Origin of the sequence: Bacillus altaicus (assembly GCF_042136375.2) — a bacterium.
Taxonomy (GTDB): Bacteria; Bacillota; Bacilli; order Bacillales; family Bacillaceae_G; genus Bacillus_A; species Bacillus_A cereus_U.
Genome location: NZ_CM143394.1, coordinates 3,620,322 through 3,645,154, shown reverse-complemented (window position 1 = coordinate 3,645,154; position 24,833 = coordinate 3,620,322). Strand labels below are relative to the sequence as shown.

The window sequence follows — 24,833 nt, the reverse complement described above, 5'->3', positions numbered from 1 at the left end:
ATAGTTATTGTAACCTATCTTTTATAAGGTGTCAATGCCTGTAAAAAATCAACTCTTTATACTGTATATAAAATAGTATGGAGAAACTAAGTAGATAAGTAATACTTGAAATATGAAAATTATTTGTATACAATACCTAAGTAGGGTATGCAAAGGTTCTTTGTATTGACCGCATTTATACAAGCATAATGAAAAGAGAGAATAAAAGGAGTATGTAATAATGGATTCAGTAATTTCAAGGAAAGAGACAATTATTTCATATAGCATTGCAATTCTATTTATTTTAGCAATGGTCGCAGCTGGTGTACTATTAGATGATCCAGAAGTAATTTTGCCGGAAATAGCTGCGATGGCAATAGCTTTATGGGCATATCGTGAGCCGGGATGGCTAAGACAACCAGAAAAAATCTTTATTGCGCCGTCAATAACAGCTGTTATTGGTTTTGCAGTGAATCAAATGGATATTTCCTATATAGGAAAAGTTATCTTAACACTTATATTAATGATGTTGTTTTTACGTGTTATTCAATCCAATTTAGCACCGTCAATTGCAACTGGTTTATTACCTCTAGTAACAAATGCGACTGAATGGTCATTTATTATATCGGTCTTTATTTTGACATTCATATTGATGCTAGGTGTTCTTATATTTAAACTGAATAACGGTCTTGAGAGAAAAGTAAAAATACAATATAAATATATGGTTGTATTTTTAATACTAAATTTTGTATGGATAAGTATATGTTGGATCACTGGTTATGAACAATTAGCGGCTATTCCGCCAATATTAGTTGTTGTGTATGAATCGCTTCAAAAACCGATGTACAATGAAAAAATGGCATTTAAACAAATACTAGTATTAACTATATCGGCAGCTGTTGGAACTTTATTGTACTTTGCAATCGATTCATGGATTGTAGTTACTTTATTAAATATGATATTGATGCTTGTTTTGTTAAAAATCGTTGGGGTACGTATTCCAGCAGCTTATGCATTTCCGTTACTTCCACTCGTATTTCCTGATGAAATGATAAAAATGTTACCAGTAGGTTCATTTATTGCGGGGGTATTCTTATTTGGGGCAGTACTACTGTATAAAAAGTGGGAGATGAAGCAAAAGGGAATGCAAATGTAGAGGAAGTAATGACAGGTTCTAGTTAGCATAAAAAAATAGACACCCGCGGGTGTCTATTTTTATTAAATGAAATTTAGCTTAATTCATTTAAGTAATTAACAAGTTCTGTTGTTTTAGAAAAGAATGGTGAATGATCAGCTTCCAAAGTAATTATTTTCGTGCAAGGAGTTTCTGTATTCATTCGGCGCTGAAAATCAATCGGAATCGCTCTATCTAGAGTTGTTTCGATATAAATACGATTTACAGTTCCAAAGTTCTCTTCTGATATTTTTAGCTCTTGTTGGAACGGTCCTAGCGGTTGAGGGCGCATTTGATTAAAAGATGCTTCTTTAATAGAACCGTCTTCTGTAGCATTTAAAAATGTTTGTTCAATCAACTCTGGTATAAGTTCTGCAGTCAAGTCTTTCTCATTTATAGAGAATTGTGGTCCGGTTTCGCCATTTAATTTACTACCAAGACTTTCACCGTTTTGTGGTAAGAATGCGCAAAGATAAACTAATTTATCGATTTTATTTGGTATATATTCAGCTGCTTGTGTAATAACAATGCCGCCCATACTATGTCCAATGAGAATAACATTTTCATTTTGTTGATGTATCGCATCCGTTACTGCATTAACATAGGAATCTAACGTTACATTCTGAGAAGGAGTCGTATCTTTACCGCTTCCAGGTAAGTCTAGTGTAATAACTGTATGTCCGAAAGCCTCTAACTGAGGTTTTACAAATTCCCATGCCCATTCGCCTTGCCATGCTCCATGTACTAAAACGTAAGTACTCATTGAATCAACACTCCTCTAATGTTTATATGCTTATTTTTTCGTAATATTGATGATGTATAATTAGTGTATATGAAGTGGGTTGATAAATATAATGAAGCTTATTTATAGATGATATAAATATCTTTTATATAAGGAGAACAGAATGAACGTTTTTGATTTTAAAGTTTTTAAATACGTGGCTCGTTTGAACAGCATTAGTTTAGCGGCGAAGGAATTACATATGACACAACCAGCAATAACGCATATCATTAACAAATTAGAGAAAAGATATGCTTTAACTTTATTCGAGCGATCTAGACAAGGAACGGTGTTAACTGAAAATGGAAAAGAATTTTTAGTTTGTGTAGATCGACTTCTAATGGAGTATGAAAACCTTGAAGAAACAGCTTTACAATTAAAAAATAATAACTTGTATAAGATTGTATTAGCTACATATCCTTCAGTTACTGTATATTGTTTGGCGGAGTGTATCGAATTAGATAATTTTGATCAAAGTCAGTATGTACTTGCAGTTCGAGAGGGAAGCTATCAAGAAGTGTTAGATTGGTTGTCTTCTGGAAGTGCAGATTTTTCAATTTCTATAAAAGAAAATTTAATACCAGGATTTCATTATGATGTAATTGGTGAAGATCCGTATGTTATGGTTTCTTCTAAGTCTGTTCCATCTGATCTGACAATGAAAGAGTTGAAAAATTATCCTTTTATTATGCCGCTTTCTGGTTGTAAAGAAGTACTTGAACCATATTTGATGAAAAATGAAATAGTAGTTAATAAAGTGATGGAATCAGAAACAATTAGTTCAGCATTAGCACTTGCTTTACAAGTTAACGGTATAACAATTGTTCCAGTATCAGGACTACATAAGCAAATTATTCATGACTTCATTGTGCAACCGATAGAAATTAAAATCCCGCGACAACTTATTATGCAATGGTCACCTAAAAAAGAGAATGATCCGCTGTTTCTAGCATTTGTTAAAAATTTACTAGATCAACTACAACAAAAGAAAAAATAAATAAAATGATACAAAAGGTAAGCTCATTTCACTGAAGCTTACCTTTTGTATGTATTACCAATATAGAGTAGTATCATAAAGTCCAAATAAAATGAGTAGTATCCCTGCTATAAGCTGAATGTTTTTTCCTATTTTTCGGCTCTTTTTAAGTAGTGCCCCATTTAATCCAAGGTAGGAGATGATGAACAGTAATATAACGATAGGGAGAGCAGTTCCTATCGAAAAGAATGTTGGAAACAAGTAACCATAATTATATGAGAAAGATAAAGGGATTAACGTTCCAAAAAATAGAACGAACATAGTCGGACAGAAAGCTAAGGAAAAGAAGAATCCAAGTAAAAATGAGCCAACTTCATTTTGTTTTCGTATAAATTTGATCGAGAAGAAATTTCTGCTCTTTATAATACCTGCCAACATTAGCCCCATTAAAATTAATAAAGGTCCAATTATTTTTCGTAACCACGGGAAGTACAAAGTTAATATTTGCTGAATCTCTTTTCCTAAAAACCATACTAATAGTCCAAGCGTTGTAAAAGCTATTATTTTTCCTAAAATGAATAACAATATATGTTTCCATGCATGTCCTTTTTGTAAAGATTGATTGCCATAAAGTGAAACTTTAATCAGTGGGGGTTTTGTTCATCCCCCACTGATTATTAGTTGAACCAATCGGGCATTTACGGGCAGTTGATCTCCCACCTAACTTCTTTGTCCTATCCGAATTTTGAGGTGGGAGTTTTACTGCCCGTTAATGCGGGATAAAGTGAAATAGCACTAATGTTTCCTGTTAATTGGCAAGGAGCAAGGGTACCTACTACGCCTAATAAAAACGCAAATAAAAGAGGTACTGATTTCGTAGCATTCGCGACATTCATTAAAGGAGACATGAGTTGATAGCTCCATTCACTAATTGTTGAAAACAAGTTAAATTCACCTTTCTAATTAAATTGGAATGTTCCCTCTTTAGTAATCTGTTTCCACGTTTTACCCTCATCTGTAGAAAGGAACACATTTGCTTTCATTGTAGCAAATACTATTTCAGCTGAATTTTGAGGGTTTTGTGAAATATACATAATTGCATCTTTAGGATCTAAAGGTGGAGTTTGTATGTTTGTCTCTTCATTTGTAGCAATTGATTTCTTCGTTACGATTTGCTTATTGATAGGGGCGTAAATAACATCTTCATTACTTAATGTAACTGCGGTCGATTCAAGTGATGTAGAGAATATTTCAAATGTATTTCCGTAATCTGTAGATAAGTAAACGCCATCTTTAGCACTTACCACGACTACACTAGATTGATCCGGATGTACGGAAAAGGAATGAATTGTACTTGAAAGACCTTTTAACTTACTATTTTTCCAATCTTGTCCGTTGTTCGTACTGAAATAAAAACCTTGTTGCAATTTAGAATTTGGACGCTCATTGTATAAATAAATTGCTTCCGTATTGTATCCGACAGCAAGGTTATGAAAATCAGATTCTCCATAAAAGGCTAGCTTTTCAAGGGTATTTCCGCCATCAGAACTTTTCATTAACCCTAAAGGGTTTTTTAAATTTGCACCTGGTTCAGGATGACCGCTGGCAAAGAATCCGTTCTTTGTTGCCTGAAATCCCATATAATCATGTAGCTCAGTCGTAGTTTCAAACCATTTGCCATTTTGATAAACTTTTATACCACTGTGAGTTGCGATAGAAACCCCAGGCATATTTCCTGCATAGCCAATTCCATGAATGTGCTCGATTTTTCCAGATGTAATTTCTTTATAGAAGCTTGATGGAACTGCAGTTGCAGTTTCTTTATTTTTTGGCTGAGATTGAACTGTTTCTTTTTTCACTGGTGCTGTTTCTACATTGTTAGAACATCCTGTAATTATAAATAATGAAGTAATGGCTAGTCCTACGTAATGTTTCACGTTTGTAGGCTCCTTTCCTATATGTATGAGATTTTAAGTATATGGAATAAATGTCAAGAAATTGTGGAGTGGTATGCATAATCTCGAGTGGAATAGTAATGAAGATTTTATCCCGCATATATGCGTGGTAAGAAACCCGGTAATGAAAGTTTTATTTTCAAAATGAACACTATTAATTGACGAAAAATTATAACAATAATAGAATGAATTGTATTGGATAATTAGTTTTAAAAGCATACATAGAACGCAAGGGGGATTATTATGAAGTCAACATTTTTTACTCAAAATAGAGAACGATTAGTAAACACATTACCAGATGAATCGATTACTATTTTATTTGCTGGACAAGCACCTCATATGTCAGCGGATGCACATTATAAATTTGTGCCGAATCGTAATTTTTACTATGTAACAGGAATCGATGAACCAAATGTTATTTTCATGTTGAAGAAGTTTGGAAATAGTGTTGAAGAAACACTTTTCATTGAAAAGTCAGATCCAGTAATGGAAAAATGGGTCGGTAAAACAGTTTCTAACGAAGAAGCAGAGAATATTTCAGGTATAAAGAAAGTTGTATATTTAGATAGCTTTGAAAAGACAATGTCAAATATACTTTTTACAGAAAATGTGAAGCATCTATATTTAGATTTAGAGCGTCGTGAGTGGAATGGTAGGGAGACAAAAACGCTAGCGTTTGCTAAGCATGTAAGAGAACAGTATCCACACGTTTTGATTGGTAATGTATACCCAAACATTTGTGAATTACGAGTGTTTAAAACAGAGGAAGAAATTGAAATCATTAAAGAAGCGATAGCTGTTACTAAAGAGGGCATTTATAACGTGCTGAAGCATGCAAAAGCAGATGTGATGGAATATGAATTAGAAGCCCATTTTGATTTTACGCTTAAATCATCTGGAATTAAACATCATGCGTTTAATACAATTTTAGCGAGCGGTAGAAATGCGACTGTACTGCATTATGAAGATAACGATGCACAAATTCAAAATGGTGATTTAGTACTGCTCGATTTAGGTGCTCAAAAAGATTACTACAACGCTGATATTAGTTACACATTCCCAGCTAGTGGAACATTCTCTAGTCGCCAAAAACAAATATATAATATCGTGTTAAAAGCATTGAAAGAAACAACTGAGCTTATTAAGCCAGGATTAAAGTTTGCTGCATTAAATGAGCATACAAAAAAAGTACTAGCAGAAGAGTGTAAAGCAATTGGCTTAATTCAAGAAGACGAGGAACTATCTAAATATTATTATCATGGTGTTAGTCATTTCCTAGGTTTAGATACTCATGATGTAGGAACATACAAAGATAGAGTATTAGAAGAAGGTATGGTCATTACGATTGAACCAGGTCTATATATTGAAGAAGAATCAATTGGAATTCGTATTGAAGATGATATCCTTGTAACAAAAGATGGGTTTGAAAACTTGTCAAAAGATATCGTTAGATCAGTTGAAGAGATTGAAGAGTTTATGAGAGAAAATAATGTAAATGTAAAAGAAGATGAAGTTGTTACGAAATAATAATTAGAAGAGGCGCTCAATTTTGGGCGCCTTTTTATTTTGTACATTTAACATCTCCATATTTTCTTGAAAATTGTCTTCTATAATAATCTTGAAAAAGAAAAAGGAGGAATTTTCCATGAAGGGATTTGTATTAACAGCAGTTACAGTCTCCGTAATATCTTTAATTGCTGCATGTTCTGCGACCACAAATACAACAAATGATCATAATAATATGAACGATAAAAAAACAGCACAGACTGAAACGGCTACAAAACCATTGAAAGTTGTAAAGGGACCGGAAGTTACTTTAGTAGCGAAAGAAGAAAAACAAAAGCTAAGTAACGGTGTTATTGTTCCAGTCTGGACATTTAATGGTTCATCTCCTGGTCCAGAAATTAGGGTAAAAAAAGGTGAAAAGGTCAAAGTGACATTGAAAAATGAATTATCTGCACCAGTATCTATTCATTGGCATGGGTATCCTGTCCCAAATAACATGGATGGAATTCCAGGCGTGACACAAGATGCGGTTGAATCTGGAAAAAGTTTCACCTATGAATTTGAAGCGAACGTACCAGGAACGTATTGGTATCATTCACATCAAGATTCTGTAAATCAACTAGATAGAGGTTTGTATGGTGCTCTTATTGTAGAGGATACAAATGAAAAGTATGATAAAGATTACACATTAATATTAGATGAATGGGTAACAGATAAAGAAGAAATTAATAAGCAGTTAAAAGAAATGACAAAAGGGGAAAAAGGTAATAAATCTAAGGATAATGAAAATACGAAAAAGAATGATGATATGAAAGGCATGGATCATTCCGGTATGGACATGGGCAGTGATAAAAAAGACTCGGGTAATATGACAGGAATGGACCATGGAAATATGAAGATGGAAAGTCATGATATGAGTATGTATGACTTATTCACAATCAATGGTAAAAGCGGTGATTTAGTAGAGCCATTAAAAGTGAATAAGGGGGATAAAGTTCGTCTTCGACTCGTTAATGCCGGTTATCTATCACATGATATACACGTTCACGGTCATGATATAAAAGTAATTGCAACAGATGGTCAACCAATTAATGATCCAAAAGTTATAAAAGACAAAGTAATTTCAATTGCACCGGGGGAACGTTATGATGTTGAATTTACTGCTAACAATCCTGGAAAATGGTATGTTGAAGACCATTCAGAAAATAAAGGTGCAAAAGGAATGAAAGCTGTTATTGAATATGATGGAAGCAAAGAGATGAAAGACAAAGCAGATGAAAAAGAAAAATTACCGAAATTAGATATGACGAAGTATGGTACTAAAAAGGTAGGAAGTTTTACATTAGACCAGCAGTATACTGCCACATATAATATGGACTTGAATACGCAAATGAATGGAAATGAAATGGTATATACAATTAACGGAAAAGTATTTCCGGATATTGACCCAATTCCAGTGAAAAAGGGTGATTTAGTAAAGGTAAAATTGGTAAATCAATCTAAAATGGACGATCACCCGATGCATTTACATGGTCATTTCTTTCAGGTGTTGAGTAAAGATGGGAAACCGATAGAAGGTTCTCCAATTGTTAAAGACACTTTGAACTTAAAACCAGGAGAAGAATATGAAGTAGCCTTTGTAGCAGACAATCCAGGTGAATGGATGTTCCACTGTCATGATTTACACCATGCTTCAGCGGGGATGGTAACAGAAGTGAAATACACAGATTATAAATCTGATTATGTTCCAAACCCTAACATTCCTAATAAGCCAGAATAATATAAAATTCATGTAGTTTATCATAATGTAAAGCAGTTATCTTAATAGATAGCTGCTTATTAATTTTCGTTGCAAGTGTTAATGCATATGTTGATCGTGCCCGGATGAAGATGGGGGAGTATGATCTGGGAATGTCACGAATACAGTAAGAACAATTACTATGCTAATGGAAAGTAATAATAGAAACCGACGATGGATATAAGTAGAAAAGGTTTCTGATAAAAGCTGAATCATACATGACATAGTTATCGTTATAGTAAGTAAAAGACTAATAAACAGAATACTATGAGCTTGTTGAGCGTTTAACATTTCTGTAATCATTGCTCCCATCATACTTGCCATTAAACCGGAGAACATTCCTTCTAAGGCAGTGTACAGGTGAAAACGAATACCGACTAAAAAACCGATAACACCACTAATCAAAATAGCAAGCAAAGTAGAATATAGTAATTCTCCTTTAAAGAGAATACCTAAATAAAAACCCATACTTAAACCGATACTCATACTAAAAGACATAATAAATACCATATACTCCATTAGGGTACCCTTACGTTTAGAAATATATGATGTGATAATAATCGAGATACAACAAAGTGTTAAGGCAGTTAATGTATAAGCGAACATCATGATACCTCCCTGTCCTATCATTCACTTCATCATATGTTCAAATGGAGAGTACTTATGCTAATATATATCTGCAAATTATCTGCACAATTTAAAAAAGGTAAGTTCAATATGATTTTTAAATAATGATGGTTATCTTAGTAGACGATGCTTCATAAGGAATTGTTGTATTTTAAATTTTATAGGATATATGAAAGCAAATAGTAGTGAATGGAAAGGACGCTAGATTTTTGATCGTCTTTTTTGTTTGTGAGCATGCGAAAGAAATTGTTATATGATGAGTTTCTATTGTGAAGCCATAAAGAATAAGCGTATAATATTATAGGTCTCCCATTTGTGAGACAAACCGTGAATGATAAATAAGATTGTTGTATTATCATCGCTTCTAAACATATAGACAATGAAAGTAACACTGGAATGCAGATAGGGAGTTATAAAATGAAATTAATTATTGCCGAGAAACCAGATCAAGGTTTGGCCCTTGTTTCACAGTTTAAATATCGCCGGAAAGATGGTTATTTAGAAGTAGAAGCAAATGAGTTATTTCCAAATGGAGCGTACTGTACATGGGCAATTGGTCATTTGACGCAGTTATGTAATCCAGAACATTATCACGCAGAGTGGAAAAAATGGTCATTAAATACATTACCGATGATTCCAGAGCGTTTTCAGTTTGAGGTAACAAAGTCAAAGTATAAGCAATTTAACGTTGTGAAACAGCTGTTACATAATCCACAGGTAACAGAAATTATTCACGCGGGCGATGCTGGGCGTGAAGGGGAATTGATCGTACGAAACATTATTAATCTTTGCAATGTGCAAAAGCCAATGAAGCGTCTTTGGATTTCATCTTTAACGAAGCAAGCTATTTATCAAGGGTTTAAAAATTTACTAGATGAAGCAGATACGATTAATACGTATTACGAAGCATATACAAGATCTTGCGCTGACTGGGTCGTTGGTATGAATGCATCGCGTGTCTTTAGTATTTTGCTAAAGAAAAAAGGAATGAACGATGTATTTTCCGCTGGTCGTGTACAAACACCAACATTAGCACTCATTGTAAAGCGTGAAAAAGAAATAGAGAACTTTAAGTCAGAGCCGTTTTGGGAAGTGTTCGCAACCTTTAATATAGAAGGAAAGAAATATGAGGGGAAATGGGAGAAAGATAATGAGTCCCGCTTAAATGACCCTGATTTGGCAAATAAAATTGCAGCGTTTTGTCAAAACAAACCGGCTGTAGTAAAAGAAATGAAAACGGAGCGTAAAGAGTTTCAGCCGCCGTTTTTATTTAATTTATCAGCACTGCAAGCGACAGCGAATAAAGCCTTTAAATTTTCACCGAAAAAGACGCTAGATATAACACAAGCACTATATCAAAAAGGGATTGTCTCTTATCCTCGTTCGGATTCTAACTATGTTACACAAGGAGAAGCAGCGACGTTCCCTGATATTTTACAGAAGTTAAGTCAGTTTGATGAATATAAAGGCTTATTGCCAGCACCAATTGAATCGATTATGAATAATAAGCGTTATGTGAATGAAAAGAAAGTTACAGATCACTACGCAATTATACCGACAGAGCAAGTTACAAACCCAAGCAAGCTATCAGGTGATGAAAAGAAAATTTACGATATGGTCGTAAGAAGACTTATTGCGGCGCATTATGAAGTAGCAATCTTTGATTACACAACGATTACAACTCTTGTAGACGAACGTGCTGCGTTCATTTCGAAAGGAAAACAGCAAATTCAAGAAGGTTGGCGTAAAGTTATTTTCCAAGACGATAAAGATGACGAAACAATTCTTCCAATTGTCGCAGAAGGTGAACAAGGAAAAGTTGTAAAGGTGAAAGTGAAAGAGGGAAAAACACAGCCACCGAAACGTTATACAGAAGGACAACTTATTACGTTAATGAAAACGGCCGGTAAGTATTTAGAGAATGAAGAGCTTGAGAAAGTATTGAAGAAAACAGAAGGTTTAGGTACTGAGGCCACTCGTGCTGGTATTATTACAATGCTGAAAGACCGTAAATATATAGATGTGCAGAAAAACCAAGTGTACGCAACCGATAAAGGGAAAGTATTAATTACAGCAATCGGTGATAAAATACTGGCTTCACCAGAAATGACAGCAAAATGGGAGCAACGCCTTGCGGAAATTGGTGAAGGCACAGCTTCACCAGCGACATTTATGGAACAAACGAAAAAACTATCAGCTAAAATTATTGAAGATGCGGTAGAAATGTCGGAGAAATGGGATTTCACCGGATTACATGTTGAATCGATTGAACGAAAAGGATCGAAATTTACAACAGGTAAAAAGGTTGGGAACTGCAAAAAATGTGATGGCGATGTTATCGACAAGTCCACGTTTTACGGTTGTTCAAACTACAATACAACACAATGTGACTTTACCATTTCGAAGAAGATATTAAGTAAAACAATTTCGCAAAAAAACATGACGAAGCTATTAAAAGGTGAGAAGACCGATTTAATTAAAGGCTTTACAAAAGGCGAGAAAACGTTTGATGCGAAGTTAGAGTGGAAAGATAATAAGATTAATTTTGTGTTTGAGAATTAAGTGGTTTTAACAAATAAAAAAGTTCTTGCCCGAGTGAAAGTTGTTATAACGGATTAGATTTGAAAAAAATATTGATAGAAAAGAAAAGCATGACATAAAATGAAGTGCCCCCCGAAAATTAGACAGGTCGTTTCATTAGGAAGCCTCTAGGGTATGAGCCCGGTATTATACCGGGCTCATACCCTTTAATTTCGCCTTACTCCTTTTGAAATTATAGTATTTTAATATACTTTTTATTATGCCGCAGTTCTTAAGAGAATGACGGTATTGTTTCATTTGATAGTGCCAACCTTGATCAGAATGAATGAGGAGTTTATTCTGATCTGTTGCACGTTCAAAGGCCTTTTTACCTGAAGATTCATATCGTCTAATCCACTCATATAGTACAACAGGAGTAACTCCTATAGATTTAGCAATTGTTTTCCCACTTTCTGTACCATCTAAATATCGTTTTACCGCCTGGATTTTTTCTGTTGAAGAAAATTTATCCATAAAAAATGCACCCCAATTATTAGAACATGTCTAACGATTGGGATGCACTTCACTTTATTAAAGGGCATCTAAGAACGGCTTTCTTCATTGACAATTTAATATGGTACATTGGATGCGGGTTACGATTACAAAGCAATTTATACACAACTTCATCGTATGAAAGCCAAAGCGATCATTATCTATAACAAGCGAAACGAAGGAGAGTTCCTTGGGTTTGATGAGCGCTTCGCTCCCACTTGTGTTCGGGAGCATTTGTTTCGATATGACAGCTTTGATGAAACATATCAAACCCTGAAATACACGAAACCAAATGAATGTAAGACCTGTCCACTCGCTCATGATTCTCTATGTCAAAAGATCTACAAAACGCCCCAGGTCGTGGACCAGAAACATGGAAAAAGCTTTACAATCACAGAAGCGCCGTCGAATTCGTCAACGCATACCTAAAAGAATTCTTTCAGTTAAAAAATGTCCGATACCGAACAGAAAAGCGATCAAAAATCCATTTCGATTTTGTGACGCTTGTTTATAATGCTCCGAAATTGGCTGTAGATCGAATCAATCAAAAAATAAAAGAAATGAATCAAGCCGCTTAGTATTTTAAAAAAACTTACCTTTAAAATTCTACCCATCCAACTGAGGAAAAGAAACCATTATGAAATGGATTCAAGTGAAAAAGAAGTTGTTTTCGGAAAATTTAAAAGTTTCATATTTTAATCTATTGACATCCAAATATTGTAATGCTAATCTAAACATACCGACATCCTGTATGTTTAGATTAGAAGAAGGTGTGTAAATGAAAATTAAAGATTCAAAGCAAACAATTGAAAAAATATTAACGGTGTCAGCAACGCTGTTTAGTGAGAAAGGATTTGATAAAACGAGTATACAAGATATTGTTGATTCTATTGGAATGTCACGTGGTGCTATTTTTCATCATTTTAAGTCGAAAGAAGATATATTAGATGCAGTCATAGAACGACATTTAAATTATACTTACGAGATGTTGGAGCAACTAGCTAACAGTGTTGATTCAGTAAATAGTAGGGATAAGCTGATAAAAATCTTAGAGATACTTACATCAGATAAGAATATTCATACGATTGATAGTGTTCTAAATGTCCAAATTAAAAATCCGCAGTTTGTTATTCAAAGAATAAAAAAAGGTGTAACAAAAGAAGCGTTAATTTTCAGGGAAATTATAGAGCAAGGAATAGCTGATGGATCAATTGAAACTGAATATCCTAATGAATGTGCAGAAGTTTTTATGTTTTTGATAAATATTTGGACGAATCCAGTTCTATTTAATCGTAAAAAAACAGAAACAATTAGACGGCTGATCTTTATGCAATATATGATGAGGCAACTAGGGGTTGATATTGTGAGTGACAAATTAATAGAATCACTTATGGAGAATTATCCGAATGTAGAAAGTGGTGATATAGATGAATAGTATTGCGGTAAAAATAGATAAATTGGTAAAAACATTTGATTGTTCAGAGGTCATTAAAGGAAGCACAATGACGGTGAAAGCCAATACTATTTATGGATTCTTAGGTGCAAATGGTGCAGGGAAAACAACAGTGTTTAAAATTTTATCAGGATTATTGGTTCCTACATCTGGGAAGGTTGAAATTTTTGGAATGGATATAATGGAAAAGCGCGATTTGATATTAAAAAATATAGGGACTTTAATTGAAGTCCCAGTATTTTATGAGCATTTATCAGCAACTGAGAATTTAAAATTGCATTTAGCATATATGAATGTTGAAGGATTTGAAATTTCCAAATCCTTAGAAATGGTAGGTCTTACTCAAACAGGCGAGCAACCAGTTTCTAAATTTTCATTAGGAATGCGACAAAGATTAGCAATAGCACGTTCGTTCATTCATAAACCTAAGCTTTTAATTTTGGATGAGCCAGTAAATGGACTAGATCCACTTGGAATTCAAGAAATGAGGGTGTTATTTAAAAATTTATCTAAAAATTACGGGATGACCATTCTTATTTCAAGCCATATTCTTAGTGAACTTGAACATATTGTAGATTCAATTGGAGTCATTATAAATGGAGTGATTGTAGAAGAAGCACTTCTGGAAGAAATAAAGAAAAAATCCCCGAAAGGATTAGAAGAGTATTTCTTTAAAATTATGTCGGGAGGAAAAGTATGTGTTTAATATAATACAACTTGAAATTAGAAAAAATAAAATAAATACGTTTATTTTGACGAGTGTTATTTCTAGTATTGGTTTACTTGCGTTTATCTATTTTGTTGCGTTTGTTGCACAACAAACAAATGAAGTTCAATTTCAGAATTATACTAATATCTATAAATTTACTACTTTAATGGGGATGATTGTTTTTTCATGTATATCATCTGTAATGTATACTCGCTTTATTATTGAGGAATATAAAGGTAAACAAATGACAGTGTTATTTTCTTATCCTGTTAATCGAAAGAAAGTTTTACTTGCAAAGTTACTTATTGTACTTGGTTTTACTACGGTGTCTATGATTATTTGCACTGCTATACCTATCATTATTTTTAGTTTAACAGAAAAAATTTCTCCTATTGTTCCAGACACTCTTTCACAGCAAGATATTTTTTCTACATTGTTAATGATTGTAATTACTGCTTTTATAACAAGTATGGTAGCCCTTATTGCTATGAGAATAGGTTTTATTAAAAAATCAGTTCCTATTACAATTATTTCTTCTTTCGGATTAATTGCACTTTTAGGGAATACTGTGGCATCTGGTTATGATAATCCTATGTTAGGTGTCATTATATTAGTAATAATTGCTGCTATTGGAATCTTAGTTTCTCTTGAATTGATGCAGAGAGTAAATCGGATGGAAATAGATTAATTGAGGAGGGAAACTAATGGATAATTACCAGGAAATAGTTGAATTGAATGGGAGACGTAAAATAGAGATTCATATTAAAGGAGGAATTATTTTTTGTCATGCAATAAAAGGAACAAAATTAGTTATAAATGGATCGTTAGGACGGCATTGTAAGGGAATGGAAATAAATCAACTATCGAATTGTTTAATTTTAAAACAAAAAGTTCGCTTTACTCCAATTCTTATGGTTGGATTTCCTAAATCAGTTTATTTAGACATAGGTATTCCAGAGGATATGATCGATTATCTAATTATTAATCAAGATATTGGTGAACTGACCCTTGAGGGACTGCGAGGTGAAAAAATAGAAGCTAAAACGAAGGCTGCAAAGTTGAATGTAAAAGATGTCTTATGTGATTCTTTAGATTTAAAGGTTGGCAGTCGTCCAGCAGATATTCAATTATTAAGAAAAATCCGACATACTAATGTACAGTCTATTTCAGGGAAAATTAAACTAGAGATGGCCGAAGTAGGTGGGGATTTGAATTGTTCACCTGGTGCAGCAGGGGCTTATATTAAGATTCCACCCAGGGCAAATGTACAAATAAATAAAAGTGGGATTAGAAAGTGTGCAGTAAAGGCTATATTATCAGGAGAGCAACTTTATCAATTCAATTTAAAAGCAAATTTAGGAGATATAAGAGTTGTAAATTAACAAAGAAAAAGGGGGGAGAGTATGGAAAAAATTAAGTTGTTTTGTCTGCCATATGCAGGTGGATCAGCATCTATGTATTATCAACTAAAAGGATATATGCATAAAATAGTAGATGTAATCCCAATTGAATATTCAGGGCATGGAGAACGTATTTCAGAAAATTATTATGCAAGTTTCAAAAATATGGTAGACGATATAGCAAGTAAGATAATTGATTATTTGGATGATGATCAGTTTTCTATTTTAGGTTATAGTATGGGAAGTTTAGTAGCTTTTGAAGTTTACTATGAAATACTTAAGCGTACAGGGAGAAAGCCACTTCATCTTTATTTTGTAGCAAATGGTCCTCCGGAAGAAAAAGATAATAATTTAAAAGTATCTAATATGTCATCTGATAGAGTAGTTGAAAATATAAGAAGTCTAGAGGGTTATGATTTTTTGGTAGAAGATAAAGAACTATTAGATTTGTGTATGGAAAATTTTGAAGTTGATTTTAAACTATATAAAGAATATAAATACACTAAAAAAGAAGAAAAATGTTTGTCTAACATATCAATTATTTATTCTGAGGAAGATAATGTAAATGATAATATTTTTAAATGGACAAAGTATACTGCAAGATTTTGTAATTATAAAAAAATGAAGGGGAATCATTTCTTTATTAATACTCATATAAAAGAATTGGCAAAAGAAATAAATGATACGTTATTAATGGAACTTAAGTACTTATAAACAAATATTATTTAATTTTAGGTGGGAGAATATGCTGAAAAATAATGCGGATGTCAAATTTCAAAAAGCTGATAATTCTAGAGAGAAAGCAATAGAAACTTTTTTATTTGATGAACATGTGTATCAATCAATTGTAAATTTTTGTGATAAAAATAATGTTAAACTACTACAATTTTTTTCTGCATTATGGGCTTTTCAAACTGGTAAGTCGATGGGGAACGATATTGTAACCATAGGTAACTTTGATATTGAGAATTCATTTAATTATAAAAGTTACGAGATAAATATGGAGCAAACAATTATAGATTTAATTAATAGCAAAAAGGATAAATCTTCTACAAAATTAACTGATTTGAATTTTGGGAATTTTGAATATGATGATTTTTTAGGTGTAGTTTTATACCAGTTAGAAAAAAACAGAAATTCAGTCAACAAAGGGAGCTTTCAATTAGAAATTGGTTTGCAGCAAACAGAGGGTAAACTGGAGATAGTTTATAATTTTGATACAGATTCTATTAGTAGTATGATGCTAAAGCTTTTACATAATAGAATAGAAATGATATGTAAACAAGTTATGTCAAGGCAAGCAATCTTACTAAAAGATATAGAAATATTACATGAATTAGAAAAACAACAAGTTTTAATAGAATATAATGAAACGTATTCTGAATATCCAAACAATAAAACAGTCATTGAATTGTTTGAGGAGCAAGTAAATAAAAACCCTAATGCTATTGCTATAGAATTTGCAGGACAAGAACTAACTTATCAACAGTTCAACGCTAGAACTAACTATTTAGGTAAGTTACTGAGAGAGAAGGGGGTAGGACCTGATAAGATTGTAGCTATAATAACAGATAGATCGATTGAAATGATCTTGGGGATTTTTGCAGTCTTAAAAGCTGGAGGTGCTTATTTACCTATAGATCCTTCTCAACCAATTGATAGGATAAATTATATTCTTGAAGATAGTGGTACAGATATTTTGTTATCAGGGCAGGGTGCTGACAATGTAATTAATAATATTATTAACAATGTAGCTATTATCGACTTAATTGGTTGTAAGGAAGAGATAGCAACGAATCTAGAACATATATCAAAACAAAATCATTTGGCTTACGTCATATATACATCAGGTACTACTGGGAATCCTAAAGGGGTTATGGTCGAAAACAGGAATTTAATGAATTTAATTTATTGGATGCTTAAAGATGACTTTAAAGAAACAGAAGTAATTATGCAAAAAACAACATATGCATTTGATTTATCGATTTGGGAAATGTTCTTATGGTGTATAAGAGGTGCAAAATTATTTCTTTTGCCTAAAGAGGATGAGAGAGATTTTCAAAAAATTGCAGAGAAAATCAAGAAGCATAATGTTACGAGATTATCCTTTGTACCATCAGTATTAGAAGAATTCCTTTTTTATACAGATGTGAATAAATTGACTTCACTAAAAAGAATACAGTTATCAGGTGAGGCGCTTCCTGTAGAACTAGCAAATAAATATAATGAAAACTATTGTGTTGGCGCAAATCTTGTAAATTCATACGGTCCAACTGAAACGACAGTATTTGCTACTTCACATATGGTTCCGATAAATGAGAAACAAAAAGGAATTCATATAGGAAAGCCTATCGCAAACACCCAAATATATATTATGAATAACGAACACCTTTGTGGTGTTGGGATGGTTGGTGAAATATATATTGGTGGTGAAGGAGTAACGAGAGGTTATTTAAATAAACCTCAGCTTACAGCGGAAAAATTTGTAGAGAATCCGTTTAAACCTGGAGATACAGTATATAGAACAGGTGACTTAGGTCGCTGGTTAGAAAGTGGAGATATTGAATACTTAGGTAGAATTGATGATCAAGTAAAAGTAAGGGGATACCGAATAGAGCTTGGGGAAATAAAAACAAAAATAAGAGAAATTGAAGGTATTCAAAATGCTGCAGTTGTACTGAAAGAACTAGATAGCGAAAAATATTTATGTGGTTATATAGTTGCTGACAGAAAGATGAATGTGAAGCAAGTAAAAGTTCAATTAGAAAAAAATTTACCAGAATATATGATTCCAACATATATTATCCAAATGGAAAGTTTGCCGGTAACAAGAAATGGGAAATTGGATAAGAATGCCCTACCAAATCCCCAAAATATTTCTTATGAGAAATATGTTGCACCAAGAGATGAAACGGAACGATATATTTCAGAGATATTTCAAGAAATCTTAAGGGTAAATCGAGTGGGAATTGATGACAGTTTCTTTGAACTGGGAGGGCATTCTCTAAGAGCGATAAGACTTGTGAATATGCTTGAACAAAAGTATGGGACACGGATTCCTCTACGAAAAATTTTAGAAAATAGTACAGTGCAAAAGCTAAGCGAAGAAGTAAAGAGGGATGCAAATCGAGGACAGCATGTACCGATTAAAAAACAACCTAGAAAAAATTACTATGAAATGAGTTCAGCGCAAAAAAGGTTGTATGTAATTGATCAGATGCAAGAACCGAATATTACATATAATATTCCACTAATGATTAAATTTGATGAGAAGATTAATACTAAGCAGCTATATAATGCGTTAACTAAACTTACAGAACGGCACGAATTATTAAGAACGCATTTTGAGCAGATAAATAACAAATTTATTCAGGTTGTAGAAGATCGAGTAGAAATCGATTTTAGTCATATAGAGGAAAAAAGTACAGAAATATTAAATGTTTATAAGAAGTTTATCAAGCCTTTTGATTTAAAAAAGGCACCTTTGATGAGAGCGATGGTTATTGAAACTGAAAACAATGAAAGCATTCTATTAATTGATATCCATCATATTATTTATGATGAGGGATCAGCTCAAATATTATTAAATGATTTAGCTAACTTTTATAACGGAAAAAAATTATTAGAACTTAATATTCAGTATAAGGACTATAGTGTATGGGAGAATGCTAGAGATTTAAATGAGCAAAAGCAATATTGGTTAAATGAATTTTCTGATGAAATACCTTTACTTAATTTGAAAACTGATTTTCCAAGGCCGCAGTATCAAAGTTATTCTGGGAAAAGAGCTATTACAAAACTAAGCAAACATATAAAAGAATTAGTAAGAGGCGTTCAAGTAAAAACAGGTGCTACGGAATATATGATTGTATTGTCTACTTTTATGTTGTTACTTAACCGGTATAGTCGACAAGAAGAAATTGTAATAGGTAGTCCAGTAGCTGGAAGGACTCATGTAGATACTCAAGATATATTAGGGATGTTCGTAAATACATTGGCTATTAAAGGAAAATTACATCCTGATATGAAATATATTGAGTTAATACAACAACTCAAAGAAAAATGTTTAAGAGCACTTGAAAATCAAGATTATCCATTTGAAGAATTAGTAGAGAATATAAGGGTCGAAAGAGATGCATCAAGAAACCCTATTTTTGATGTTATGTTTGTGTTGCAAAATAATGAATCTACCGAGCTAACATTTGGAAAACAAAAAGCAAAAGCAATAGAAATGGATAATAACACGGCAAAATTTGATTTAACAGTTAGTATGACGGAAAGTGAAGATGGGTATGAGCTCATTTGGGAATATAGCACGGATTTATTTAAAGATGAAACGATTGAACGTATGAGCCAACATTTTTCACAGTTATTGACTAATACTTTGAAAAATCCACAAAAGGAACTATGTGAATTTGAGTTGTTGAGTGAGGAAGAGCGACAAAAAGTACTAATTGAATTTAATGATACAGAGGTTACGTACCCTCAAGATAAAACGATTATTGAGTTATTCGAAGAGCAAGTGGAGAGAACGCCTGATAATATAGCATTAGAATTTGGACAAATATCTCTTACTTATAGAGAACTTAATTCTAAAGCTAATTATTTAGGAGAGGTGTTGAGAAAAACAGGGGTGAAACCAGACTCTGTTGTGGGAATAACTTCAGAAAGATCTCTGGAAATGATTATCGGAATATATGGAATTTTAAAATCTGGAGCAGCATATTTACCAATTGATCCAAAGAGTCCAAGAAACAGAATGGAATTTATAATTAAAGATTCTAATATTAAAATAATGTTAGGTGGTCCTGGTAGTAAGGACTTGTTAAATGGTTTATCTGATATTGTGATTGTTGATATTACAGAATGTAATGAAGAAAGAGAAAGTAACTTAAAGGTGATATCAAAACCGAATCATTTAGCGTATGTAATTTATACGTCTGGGACTACAGGTATGCCTAAAGGAGTAATGATTGAAAATAGAAATATTGTCAATCAAGTATTTTGGCAAATAGAGAACGGTAATTACACTGAAAAATCAGTTATTGTTCAGAAAACAGCATTTTTCTTCGATGGTTCAGCTTGGGAAATTTTCCCTTGTTCAGTAGCTGGATGTAAACTGAGCATACTTAATGAGGATCAAAATAAGGATCCAGGGGAACTTATAAAGCTTTTACCTCATAATCAGATAGCTCTCACACCATCAATGTTGAGGATGATATTAGAATATATAGAGGACCATGATCAAGCTGAGGTATTTCAATTAATTAATAAATTATATTTAGCTGCAGAGCCAATATCAAAAGATTTATTGGAAAGGTTAAGAGAATTGATGGGGGGAAGATTTGGTAACTTATGTAATTTATATGGACCTACAGAAACTACAGTTACTGCAACTTCTTATCATTTTAGTAATCAGGCAAATATAGATAAAGTTCCAATTGGAAAGCCAATATCTAATACACAAGTTTATATAATGAATGGAAATACCTTATGTGGAATTGGAGTGCCAGGCGAATTATGTATAGCGGGAGCAGGTGTATCGAGAGGTTATTTAAATAATCCTATGTTAACTGCTGAAAAATTTGTAGAAAATCTGTATAAACTAGGAGAGAAAATTTATCGTACTGGAGATTTAGCTTGTTGGCTAGATGATGGTAATATTGAATATTTAGGTAGAATTGATGATCAAGTTAAGATTAGAGGATTTAGAATTGAACTTGGAGAGATTGAGGAGAAAATAAGAACTCTACCAGGAATCCAAGATGCTGTTGTAGTTGTGAAAGAAAATAATGATGAAAAATATTTGTGTGGTTATTTAGTGTGTAAAGCAGAATGGAATGTTTCTGAAGTTAAAATGAAACTTAAAAGTATGTTACCTGATTATATGGTACCCACATACATTATGCAGATAGATAAGCTTCCAATTACTAGAAATGGGAAGTTGGATAAGAAGGCGTTGCCATGCCCTGAATTTGTATTAGCAGAAAGTTACGTCGCGCCAAGAAATAAAATTGAATCAGCTATTATAGAAATGTATAAAGAAATTTTGCATATAGAACAAGTTGGAATAGATAATGATTTCTTCGAATTAGGTGGGCATTCATTAAAAGCGACAGTTTTAGTGAATAGTATAGAACGAAAATTTGGAATGAGAATTCCATTACGTAAAGTAATGGAATTAAAAACTGTTCGGAATTTAGCTGAAGAAATTAAAGAGGTGGATGGCTATAAACTATATTCGCCAATTGAAAAGCAAGTAGATCGTCATAGTTTTGAACTGACTTCAGCTCAAAAAAGACTGTACATCATTGATCAAATGCAAGGGGAAAATATTATTTATAATACCCCTCAAATTTTAGAAGTGAATGGTTACCTTGATTTGAATAGGTTGGAAAAGGCATTTCAAAAGTTGATACAACGTCATGATATTTTAAGAACTCATTTTATTATGGAAAATGGAACACCAATTCAAAAAATAACTGACAGTATTGAATTTTTGTTAGAGTTTGAAGTGATAAATAAGGAACTAGATATTCAGCAATTATTAAATGAATTTGTAGAACCATTTAACTTAAGTGAATCGCCATTATTAAGAGCAAAAGTTGTACAGATTACAGAAAATAAATCAATTTTAATAATTGATATTCATCATATTATTTGTGATGGAGTTTCAAAGAAGACTCTATTGGGAGATTTATCGAAGTTCTATGAAGGGAAATATTTAGCAACTCCAGAAATTCAATATAAAGACTATAGTGTATGGGAAAATAATAGGGAATTGTTTGGACAAAAGAATTATTGGTTAAATGAATTCGCAGAAGAAATACCGGTACTTGATTTAATTACAGATAATCCAAGAACTCAGAAGAAAAGTTTTAAAGGACAAAATATTATAACTAAATTAGGACTAAAATATAAGAATGCTATAAAACAGTTAGAAAAAGAAACAGGGGCAACAGAATATATGGTATTGTTGTCAACCTTCATGTTATTGCTAAGTAGATATAGCAGACAAGAAGAGATTGTTGTGGGAAGTCCTATATCTGGAAGAACTCACTCGGATACAATTGATATGATGGGTATGTTTGTAAATACTTTGGCGATTAAAGGGAATATACAATCTTCACAAAGATTTATAGATTTGGTGGCACAATTACGAGAAAAATGCTTAAATGCGTTTGATAATCAAGAATATCCATTTGAAGAGTTAGTAGATCAACTTAGTGTTGAAGGGGATCCTTCTCGAAATCCAATTTTTGATGTCATGTTTGCATTTCAAAATAATGAGAATGAAAAGATAACATTTGGAGAAGCTGATGTTGTTTTATTGCCAACACCAAATAATGTATCAAAGTTTGACTTAACAATGAACATTGAAGGTATTGAAGATGGATATGAGTTGAATTGGGAGTATTGTACGGACTTATTTAAAGAAAAAACAATTGCTCGTATGAATGAACAATTTGTCCAATTATTGAAAAATGTTTTGAAAGACCCACAAAAGAAACTGTGTGAAATTGAATTATTAACAGATACAGAAAAAGAAAAAGTTATTTATGAATTCAATAGGACACATATTGAATATCAAAACGATAAGACGATTATTGAAAGATTTGAGGAACAGGTGGAAAAAACTCCAGATAAAATAGCTGTAGAATATGAAGGGGAGAGCCTTACCTATAGACAATTGAATGCAAAAGCAAACACCATTGGGAAAAATTTAAGAGACAAGGGAATACATACAGAATCCATTGTCGGAATTGTAACAAAGCGTTCGCTAGAAATGATTGTTGGGATTTATGGTGTACTAAAAGCAGGTGGGGCGTATTTACCAATTGATTCAGAATATCCGGTAGAGAGAATTAATTTTATGTTGAATGATAGTAAGGCAAAAGTATTGTTAGTGGGTGAAGGTAATCAAAGTATAGTAGATCATATAGATGCTTCAACTATACTTGTTAATCTTACAAATTGTGAAGAGGATCAGATAAACCCAGTTCATATCTCTCAACCAGATAGTTTGGCATATGTCATTTATACTTCTGGTACAACAGGAACACCGAAAGGTGTAATGGTTGAAAATAGGAATGTAATGAATCTATCTAATTGGCAAATCGATGAAGGGAAGTATGGAGAAGATACGGTTGTTCTTCAAAATTTAAACTATATCTTCGATGGTTCAGTTTGGGAAATTTTCCCTGTAACTTTGTCAGGAGGAAAACTGTTAATTATTTCTGAAATACAAAACAAAGAACCTAGAGAGTTATTAACTCTTTTAGAGAAAAAGCAAGCTCTGTTAGTACCATCAATGTTCAGAATGTTGTTGGAACATGCAGAAAAAAATGGAAAAGCGGATGAATTAAAGCAGTTTGAAAGACTATATTTAGGAGCTGAACCACTTACTAGTGATCTGATAGCGAAGTATGAGGAGATAACAGGGGCAAGTATAGACAATATAAACAATTTATATGGTCCAACTGAAGCTACGGTTGTAGCTACTTCATATCGATTTAACGGGAAAGATAATAGAGAAATAATTCCGATAGGAAAGCCAATTGCCAATACTCAAATATATATTTTGAATAACAAGAGTATATGTGGAATTGGTATGCCGGGAGAATTATGTATTGGTGGTTCAGGTGTTTCTAGAGGGTACTTAAACAGAGCAGAACTGACAGCTGAAAAATTTGTAGTTGATCCTTACAGACCAAATGAGAGAATCTATCGAACTGGAGATTTAGCTCGTTGGAATGAAGATGGGAATATTGAATATTTAGGTAGAATAGATGAACAAGTTAAAATTAGAGGGTTTAGAATTGAATTGGGAGAGATTGAAGAAAGAATTAGGGATGTAGAAGGAATCAGTGATGCCGTTGTTATAATTAAAGAAAACAATGGCGATAAATATTTATGTGGCTATGTAATAAGTAGTGAATCTATCGATATTAAATATATTAAAGAGAAATTAAGGGGAAATTTACCGGAATACATGATTCCGACGTATATCATGCAATTAGATAATTTCCCATTGACAAAAAACGGTAAATTAGATAGAAAATCTTTTCCAGATCCACAAATTACGGATAGAGAAGATTTTGTTGCGCCTAGAGATAATGTAGAGGAAGGTATCATGGGAATTTTCAAAGAGATTTTAGAATTTGAAGTGATTGGTATAGATGATAGTTTCTTTGAACTAGGAGGACACTCATTAAAAGCGACTAAATTGGTAAATGCATTAGAAGAAAAGTTTAAAGTTAGAGTTCCGCTAAGTACGATATTAACAGAAAAAACAATTAGAAAAATAGCTGAAAAAGTAAGAAATACAGAAGTGAAATCAAATAGTGATACTATTGCCTATCCAGAATTGATAGTAGCAGTAGAAGAGGAGGTATAAGTACCA

The 24,833-nt window shown here is 32.8% G+C and carries 14 protein-coding genes and 3 pseudogenes; 12 read left to right on the top strand and 5 right to left on the bottom strand.

Annotation, left to right across the window (positions count from 1 at the left end):
• Window positions 1–220 precede the first annotated feature (220 nt).
• Window positions 221–1,135 carry a hypothetical protein gene (locus ACE38F_RS18805; RefSeq protein ID WP_375369656.1) on the top strand — a complete coding sequence of 305 codons (915 nt, stop codon included), beginning with the start codon at window positions 221–223 and terminating at the stop codon, window positions 1,133–1,135.
• Between the two features lie 73 nt (window positions 1,136–1,208).
• Here the strand turns inward: ACE38F_RS18805 and ACE38F_RS18800 are convergent, their stop codons facing one another.
• Window positions 1,209–1,916, bottom strand: a complete 708-nt coding sequence (locus tag ACE38F_RS18800; RefSeq protein ID WP_375369655.1) for an alpha/beta fold hydrolase — start codon at window positions 1,914–1,916, stop codon at window positions 1,209–1,211.
• A 142-nt stretch (window positions 1,917–2,058) separates the two neighbouring features.
• Between ACE38F_RS18800 and ACE38F_RS18795 the strand changes: the two genes are divergently transcribed.
• A complete protein-coding gene (locus tag ACE38F_RS18795) occupies window positions 2,059–2,931 on the top strand; it encodes a LysR family transcriptional regulator (protein WP_375369654.1) in 873 nt (290 codons plus the stop codon).
• A gap of 54 nt (window positions 2,932–2,985) precedes the next feature.
• On the opposite strand, the pseudogene ACE38F_RS18790 reads toward ACE38F_RS18795, so the two are convergent.
• A pseudogene (locus tag ACE38F_RS18790) lies at window positions 2,986–3,854 on the bottom strand (urease accessory protein UreH domain-containing protein).
• Window positions 3,855–3,869: 15 nt separating this feature from the next.
• Window positions 3,870–4,847 (bottom strand): F510_1955 family glycosylhydrolase, encoded by a 978-nt coding sequence (locus ACE38F_RS18785; protein ID WP_375369653.1) that lies wholly within the window; start codon window positions 4,845–4,847, stop codon window positions 3,870–3,872.
• A gap of 261 nt (window positions 4,848–5,108) precedes the next feature.
• On the opposite strand from ACE38F_RS18785, the gene ACE38F_RS18780 reads away from it, so the two are divergent.
• Window positions 5,109–6,392, top strand: coding sequence for an aminopeptidase P family protein (locus ACE38F_RS18780; RefSeq protein WP_375369652.1), 1,284 nt, complete (start codon window positions 5,109–5,111; stop codon window positions 6,390–6,392).
• Between the two features lie 118 nt (window positions 6,393–6,510).
• Window positions 6,511–8,151, top strand: a complete 1,641-nt coding sequence (locus ACE38F_RS18775; RefSeq protein WP_375369651.1) for a multicopper oxidase family protein — start codon at window positions 6,511–6,513, stop codon at window positions 8,149–8,151.
• Window positions 8,152–8,229: 78 nt separating this feature from the next.
• Here the strand turns inward: ACE38F_RS18775 and ACE38F_RS18770 are convergent, their stop codons facing one another.
• Window positions 8,230–8,775: a hypothetical protein gene (locus ACE38F_RS18770; protein WP_375369650.1), complete on the bottom strand. Its 546-nt coding sequence runs from the start codon at window positions 8,773–8,775 to the stop codon at window positions 8,230–8,232.
• A 438-nt stretch (window positions 8,776–9,213) separates the two neighbouring features.
• Here ACE38F_RS18770 and topB point away from each other — a divergent pair, with 438 nt between their 5' ends.
• On the top strand, window positions 9,214–11,358 hold the full coding sequence (gene topB / locus ACE38F_RS18765) for a DNA topoisomerase III (protein WP_215555996.1): 2,145 nt from the start codon (window positions 9,214–9,216) through the stop codon (window positions 11,356–11,358).
• 330 nt (window positions 11,359–11,688) lie between these two features.
• Here the strand turns inward: topB and ACE38F_RS18760 are convergent.
• Window positions 11,689–11,850, bottom strand: a pseudogene (locus tag ACE38F_RS18760) (transposase); the annotation flags it as partial.
• Between the two features lie 99 nt (window positions 11,851–11,949).
• Here ACE38F_RS18760 and ACE38F_RS18755 point away from each other — a divergent pair.
• The 7 genes and pseudogenes from ACE38F_RS18755 to ACE38F_RS18725 all read left to right on the top strand — a co-directional run.
• Window positions 11,950–12,446, top strand: a pseudogene (locus ACE38F_RS18755) (transposase); the annotation flags it as partial.
• Window positions 12,447–12,646: 200 nt separating this feature from the next.
• Window positions 12,647–13,303, top strand: a complete 657-nt coding sequence (locus ACE38F_RS18750) for a TetR/AcrR family transcriptional regulator (protein WP_215555998.1) — start codon at window positions 12,647–12,649, stop codon at window positions 13,301–13,303.
• Window positions 13,296–14,027 (top strand): ABC transporter ATP-binding protein, encoded by a 732-nt coding sequence (locus tag ACE38F_RS18745; RefSeq protein ID WP_375369648.1) that lies wholly within the window; start codon window positions 13,296–13,298, stop codon window positions 14,025–14,027. The genes ACE38F_RS18750 and ACE38F_RS18745 overlap by 8 nt, the downstream gene beginning before the upstream one ends.
• Window positions 14,020–14,718, top strand: coding sequence for an ABC transporter permease (locus tag ACE38F_RS18740; protein ID WP_375369646.1), 699 nt, complete (start codon window positions 14,020–14,022; stop codon window positions 14,716–14,718). The genes ACE38F_RS18745 and ACE38F_RS18740 overlap by 8 nt, the downstream gene beginning before the upstream one ends.
• Window positions 14,719–14,734: 16 nt before the next feature.
• Window positions 14,735–15,412, top strand: a complete 678-nt coding sequence (locus ACE38F_RS18735; RefSeq protein ID WP_375369645.1) for a DUF4097 family beta strand repeat-containing protein — start codon at window positions 14,735–14,737, stop codon at window positions 15,410–15,412.
• Window positions 15,413–15,433: 21 nt separating this feature from the next.
• Window positions 15,434–16,144, top strand: a complete 711-nt coding sequence (locus ACE38F_RS18730) for a thioesterase II family protein (protein ID WP_375369644.1) — start codon at window positions 15,434–15,436, stop codon at window positions 16,142–16,144.
• A 31-nt stretch (window positions 16,145–16,175) separates the two neighbouring features.
• The gene (locus ACE38F_RS18725) at window positions 16,176–24,827 is read left to right on the top strand and encodes an amino acid adenylation domain-containing protein (protein ID WP_375369643.1); all 8,652 of its coding nucleotides are present in this window, start codon (window positions 16,176–16,178) and stop codon (window positions 24,825–24,827) included.
• Window positions 24,828–24,833: the final 6 nt, after the last annotated feature.

Bases quoted from the DNA above. Each gene is read 5' to 3' on its own strand.
- ACE38F_RS18805 (WP_375369656.1), top strand. From the start codon at position 221: ATGGATTCAGTAATTTCAAGGAAAGAGACAATTATTTCATATAGCATT.
- ACE38F_RS18800 (WP_375369655.1), bottom strand. From the start codon at position 1,916: ATGAGTACTTACGTTTTAGTACATGGAGCATGGCAAGGCGAATGGGCA.
- ACE38F_RS18795 (WP_375369654.1), top strand. From the start codon at position 2,059: ATGAACGTTTTTGATTTTAAAGTTTTTAAATACGTGGCTCGTTTGAAC.
- ACE38F_RS18780 (WP_375369652.1), top strand. From the start codon at position 5,109: ATGAAGTCAACATTTTTTACTCAAAATAGAGAACGATTAGTAAACACA.
- ACE38F_RS18775 (WP_375369651.1), top strand. From the start codon at position 6,511: ATGAAGGGATTTGTATTAACAGCAGTTACAGTCTCCGTAATATCTTTA.
- ACE38F_RS18770 (WP_375369650.1), bottom strand. From the start codon at position 8,775: ATGTTCGCTTATACATTAACTGCCTTAACACTTTGTTGTATCTCGATT.
- topB (WP_215555996.1), top strand. From the start codon at position 9,214: ATGAAATTAATTATTGCCGAGAAACCAGATCAAGGTTTGGCCCTTGTT.
- ACE38F_RS18750 (WP_215555998.1), top strand. From the start codon at position 12,647: ATGAAAATTAAAGATTCAAAGCAAACAATTGAAAAAATATTAACGGTG.
- ACE38F_RS18745 (WP_375369648.1), top strand. From the start codon at position 13,296: ATGAATAGTATTGCGGTAAAAATAGATAAATTGGTAAAAACATTTGAT.
- ACE38F_RS18735 (WP_375369645.1), top strand. From the start codon at position 14,735: ATGGATAATTACCAGGAAATAGTTGAATTGAATGGGAGACGTAAAATA.
- ACE38F_RS18730 (WP_375369644.1), top strand. From the start codon at position 15,434: ATGGAAAAAATTAAGTTGTTTTGTCTGCCATATGCAGGTGGATCAGCA.
- ACE38F_RS18725 (WP_375369643.1), top strand. From the start codon at position 16,176: ATGCTGAAAAATAATGCGGATGTCAAATTTCAAAAAGCTGATAATTCT.